The sequence below is a fragment of the Nocardioides sp. genome (assembly GCF_036401255.1).
Classification (GTDB): Bacteria; Actinomycetota; Actinomycetes; order Propionibacteriales; family Nocardioidaceae; genus Nocardioides.
This window is the reverse complement of the sequence record NZ_DASWVI010000076.1, coordinates 1-4,722: the sequence shown is the minus strand read 5'-3', so window position 1 is coordinate 4,722 and position 4,722 is coordinate 1. Positions and strand designations below refer to the sequence as shown.

Genomic DNA, 4,722 nt, shown 5'->3' with positions numbered 1-4,722 from the left:
CGCCAGGTTCAGCCCGAGCACGCCGACGACGATGAGCGCGAGCGACATGACCTTGACCCAGCCCAGCGGCTCGTCGAGGAAGAGATAGCCGGCCACCGCGACCAGCGCCGTACCGACGCCCGACCAGATCGCGTACGCGATCGAGACGGGCATGTCGCGCACGACGATCGTGAGCAGCCAGATCGACACGCCGTAGCCGAGGAGCACGAGGCCGCTCCAGAGGGGATCGGTGAAGCCGTCGGCGCGGGGCAGTACGGCGGTCGAGGCGACCTCGACCCCGATCGCGGCCATCAGCAGCACCATCGCGGCGAACACGTTGAGTCCTCTCCAGGAAATGTAGCGACTGCTACAAGCGTAGCACTCGCTACACTCCACGCCATGACGAGCGAGAGCCGTCGGGAGGAGCTCCTCGACCAGGTCACCGACCACGTCCTCGAGCACGGCCTGATCGGGCTGACCCTGCGGCCGGTGGCGGCGGCGATCGGCACCAGCGACCGGATGCTGATCTACCACTTCGGCAGCCGGGACGCGCTCGTCTCGGCTGTGGTGGTCCGGGCGGGGGAGCGCTCGATCGCGGAGATCGAGGCCCTGCCCCCGGCGCCCAGCGTGCGGTCCGGGGTCAATCGGCTGTGGGCGGCGTACGCGACCGAGCCGCTCAACTCCTGCCTGGACGTCTACGTGCAGGCGGCGGCGACCGGGCTCATCGGCCGCGAGCCCTACCTGACCGAGGCGCGGGCCAGCAACGAGCGGTGGGCCGCGGCGCTGCGGGACTACCTCGTCCGCAGCGGCGCGCCGGCACGCCGGGTCGCGCGGATCGTCACCCTCGTCGACTCCGCCCTCTACGGCTTCCACCTCGACCTCGCGACCGACCGCCCCGAGGAGCTGGCCCGCGGTGTCGACGACCTGGCCCGCGCGGCTCAGGCCCTGGCCGACTGAGCGCGGACAGCGTCCCTCAGAGGAACGCCACGGCGAGGAGCACCGCCCCGATCAGCACCGCGAGGGTCATCACGACGCCGAGCCCGAACCCGGGCAGCGGTGCTCGCATCCGCATCGCCCGCTCGACCCGCGCCCACCGCACGAGCGCGAACACCGTGACCAGCGCCCCGAACAGCACCAGCACGACGGCGAGCGTGGTGCGCAGCCACGGCGTGCCGGGCACCTCGAGAGCGTGCAGCGCCACGCCGCCGGCCAGCATGGCGAGCGCGGTGCGCACCCACGCCAGGAACGTCCGCTCGTTGGCGAGCGTGAAGCGGGGGTCGGGCTCCTCGCCGGGCCCGTAGACCCAGTGCGGCCGGCGGTCGGTCATGGCGCCCATGCTGCCGCAGCTGCCTCCCGTGCGACCGCATTCCCCTCGGCATGCTTGACTCTGTCGCATGCTTTCGCCACGACTGACCCTGGCCGTGACCGCCCTGACGACCGCGCTCGCGGTGTCCGCTTGCAGCGGCTCTGATGACGACCCGGGCTCTCAGGCAGACCCGAGCAACACCAAGGCGCCCGAGAGCCAAGCCGACTGTGACGCCACAGTGAAGCTCACCGACGCTGTCGACGCGTCGTGGTCCGGGCCCGGCTTCGTCATCACCGGAGGTGGGAACCAGGCCTTCTACAAGACGAGCAAGGGACAGAAGAGCGTTTCGATCATTCCCGGGCGAGATGACGAGCCCGCCACGCCGATCGTGACCGTCGGCAAGACGACGTTCACTGTCCAGCCTGGGCAGGGCACCGCTGACGTCGATCCCGACGGCGGGGGCGCTGAGGTCGATGCCGACGCGACCGCGACCAAGAAGGGCAAGAACGTCACGGTCCACGTCGTGGCGACTTTCGACTGCTGACGCCAAGATCCCGGCGGCGGTCAGGAGTTGGGCCCGGCGACGATCCGGGCTCGAGCCCGGTCAACGGCGCCGGATAGGGTCCGCGAACCGCGTCCCATGCGGCGAGCGGGACCGTGCCCGTCAGCTGAGCGGGATCAGCGCCCCGTCGCTGTAGACGAGCTGGTTGTCGCTGGTGAGCACCAGGTGGCCGATGGCCGGCGCCACGCCGGAGATCCGCTTGTGGGCGACCGGGCGGTGGGACCTGCCGCCGAGCTGCCAGAGCTGGTGGGAGTAGTCGACCATCGTCGGCGTGAACAGGTTGTCGCGCAGCCACATCGTGTCGCCGAAGACCTCGCCGAGGAGGTAGTTCGTCGCTCCGTAGCCGCGCGGCGACGGCATCCCGACGGTGCCGCCGTGGGAGACCTGCGTGATGCCGTCGGCGCGCTTGACGCTGACCTCGTGGACCTCGCCGTGGAGGTAGAGGTCGACGTGGTGCTTGGCCATCGTCCGCCAGAACGGGGACTTCGCGCCGCCCTGGTAGTAGATGGCCGACGAGCCGTGCGTGCGCACCGGCTTGAGCACCGGCACGTGCCCCTGGACCACGATCCAGTCGGTGCCGCGCCGCTCACCGGCGGCGAGCGTGCGGTCCAGCCAGGCGAGCTGGGCGCGGTCGAGCTTGGGGATGACGTTGTCGCGCGTGCGCTGGAACACGTTCACGGTGACCAGCAGGACCTCGGGGGACAGATAGGTCGCGTACGCCGTGTCGTGGGCCGGTCCGGCCGGGCGGTCGGTGACGTGGCTCGGCTTGACGACCTTGCGGAAGAAGGCGGACTTGAAGACGCCCTGGTGCTGACGCTTGAAGCGGGCCTGCTCCGGGTCGTGGCCACCGCGCCACGGGTTGTCGCCGAGGTCGTGGTCGCCCACGGCGGCGTACACGGGCAGGTCGCGCGCGTCGAACAGCCGCCGCCACCGGGAGAAGTAGAAGTCGGCGGCGCGCTTGGTGGCCGTCACCCGCTGCTGCTGGGTGCGGGTGGGGCCGAAGATGCCGGTGCTGTCGTGGCCGCCCCAGTGGCCGTTGACCAGGTCGCCGGCGACCAGGACGTCCTGCGGCGCCTCGGCGGTGAACGTGTCGAGGATCGTGTCGATGGTCGACGCGTAGGAGGAGTTCCAGGAGTTCGGCATGCTCGAGCGCCAGTTCCGCAGCCGGCTGAGGTCGGCCAGGTCGGCGTTCATGAAGTCCGGTGACGACAGGAACCGGTAGTCCGGCGGGCCCTCCGGCGGTGCCGGCGTGACCCCCTCCCACGCCAGCGTGCGGGCCGCCGGCGGCGCGTAGTGCACCCGGCCCTTGCTCGCGCGCGCCGCCGCGGACGGCGAGAGCGACGGCCCGGTGCTCGCACCCGATGGCGGTGCACCGGCACCGGGAGCGGTGCCGGCGGCGAGGACTGCGGCGACCACGGTCGCGGCGAGCCCGACGGCGATCGGACGGGTGGAGCGGCGGATCGCCATCAGGGTGGGGTGCTTCCTGGTCGAGGTCAGGGGTCGAGGGCCGGTGGCCGGGCCCGATTTAACTCGGACGCCGGTCGTCCGCGCTCAAGGGGTCCGAACTGTGAGGTGAGTCATGCCGCGCGGTCCGCGCGCGGACGGGCGGTTTCCCTAGGCTCGCGCGGGTGACCTACGAGTTCGACGAGCAGACCGCCGTCACCCGGCGCGACGACGCAACGTACGCCGCGGACCTGGCGCCCGGCTGGTCGGTGGGCGGCGGCCTGAACGGCGGCTACCTGCTGGCGGTGCTCGGCAACGCCCTGCGGCAGGCCTTCCCGGCCAAGCCCGACCCGGTCGCGGTGTCGGCGTACTACCTCTCCGCCTCCGAGGCCGGTCCGGCCGAGGTGAGCGTGGCGGTGCGCCGCGACGGCGGCAGCCTGGCGACCGCGGCCGCCGACCTGCGGCAGGGCGACGACGTGCGGATCACCGCGCTGGCGACGTACGGCGACCTGGGCCGGCTCGGCGGCGACGTCCGCACGACCGCGGACGAGCCCGACATGCCGCCCCCGGACCAGTGCGTGCCGAACACGATGGCGCCACCGCAGATGCGGGCGGTCGCCCCGCTGATGGACCGCTTCGATATGCGCTTCCACCCTGACCACATCGGCTGGACGGTGGGCCAGCCGAGCGGCAACGGCGTGCTGAGCGCGTGGTTCCGCCTGGCCGACGGCCGGGAGCCGGACCCGATCTCGCTGCTGCTGGTGGTCGACGCGCTGCCGCCGGTGACGTTCGACTTGGGCCTGCCCGGCTGGGCGCCCACCCTGGAGCTGACCGCCCACGTGCGGGCCCGGCCCGCGCCGGGCTGGCTCAAGGTGCGGCACGCGACCCGCAACCTGGCGGGCGGGATGTTCGAGGAGGACTGCGAGGTGTGGGACTCCGCGGGCCGGCTGGTCGCGCAGAGCCGCCAGCTCGCCCGCCAGCCGCGGGCCTGACGGCGGTCGCGTCCCTCGTTCAGCGCTCGACGAGGTCCCGGTCGATGATGGCCGGCCCGTGGTCGAGCCACCACTGGGCACTGCGCTGGGTCTCGGGGTCCGCGGACTCCGCGAGATCGGCCAGCTCGGGGGCGCCCGCCATGCCGAGGGCGAACAGGGTCGCGTGCCGCTCCGCGCTGCGGGCGGCGTCGTAGCGGCCCGCCACGGCGGCGCTCTCGTCGGGCTTCAGCGATCCGCCGAGGCCGGCGTTGACGAGCGCTCGCGCCCGCACCGTGGGGCGCTCGTCGACCACGGCGCGATGGACGACCTGCTCACGCTGGCCGCCGTCCCCGAGTCGCATGAGCACCGTCCAGGCCCGCGCGGCGAGCAGCTCGTTGTCGTCGGACGCGAGTCGCAGGCAGTGCCGGGCGGCGGCCGGTGCGTACGGCGACGCCGCGATC

At 72.7% G+C, this 4,722-nt stretch carries 7 protein-coding genes; 3 read left to right on the top strand and 4 right to left on the bottom strand.

Annotated features, from left to right (window positions below):
* On the bottom strand, positions 1-315 hold a 315-nt coding region (locus tag VGD85_RS03545; RefSeq protein ID WP_331062070.1), incomplete at its 3' end, for a multidrug efflux SMR transporter.
* A 63-nt stretch (positions 316-378) separates the two neighbouring features.
* On the opposite strand from VGD85_RS03545, the gene VGD85_RS03540 reads away from it, so the two are divergent.
* Positions 379-936, top strand: coding sequence for a TetR/AcrR family transcriptional regulator (locus tag VGD85_RS03540; RefSeq protein ID WP_331062069.1), 558 nt, complete (start codon positions 379-381; stop codon positions 934-936).
* A 16-nt stretch (positions 937-952) separates the two neighbouring features.
* Here VGD85_RS03540 and VGD85_RS03535 read toward each other — a convergent pair whose 3' ends face one another.
* Positions 953-1,306 (bottom strand): YidH family protein, encoded by a 354-nt coding sequence (locus VGD85_RS03535; RefSeq protein WP_331062068.1) that lies wholly within the window; start codon positions 1,304-1,306, stop codon positions 953-955.
* Between the two features lie 67 nt (positions 1,307-1,373).
* On the opposite strand from VGD85_RS03535, the gene VGD85_RS03530 reads away from it, so the two are divergent.
* The gene (locus tag VGD85_RS03530) at positions 1,374-1,829 is read left to right on the top strand and encodes a hypothetical protein (protein WP_331062067.1); all 456 of its coding nucleotides are present in this window, start codon (positions 1,374-1,376) and stop codon (positions 1,827-1,829) included.
* 120 nt (positions 1,830-1,949) lie between these two features.
* Here VGD85_RS03530 and VGD85_RS03525 read toward each other — a convergent pair whose 3' ends face one another.
* Positions 1,950-3,314: a metallophosphoesterase family protein gene (locus VGD85_RS03525; protein ID WP_331062066.1), complete on the bottom strand. Its 1,365-nt coding sequence runs from the start codon at positions 3,312-3,314 to the stop codon at positions 1,950-1,952.
* A 161-nt stretch (positions 3,315-3,475) separates the two neighbouring features.
* Between VGD85_RS03525 and VGD85_RS03520 the strand changes: the two genes are divergently transcribed.
* Positions 3,476-4,282, top strand: coding sequence for a thioesterase family protein (locus VGD85_RS03520; RefSeq protein ID WP_331062065.1), 807 nt, complete (start codon positions 3,476-3,478; stop codon positions 4,280-4,282).
* Between the two features lie 19 nt (positions 4,283-4,301).
* Here VGD85_RS03520 and VGD85_RS03515 read toward each other — a convergent pair.
* Positions 4,302-4,722: hypothetical protein (locus VGD85_RS03515; RefSeq protein WP_331062064.1), on the bottom strand; the 421-nt coding region annotated here is incomplete at its 5' end.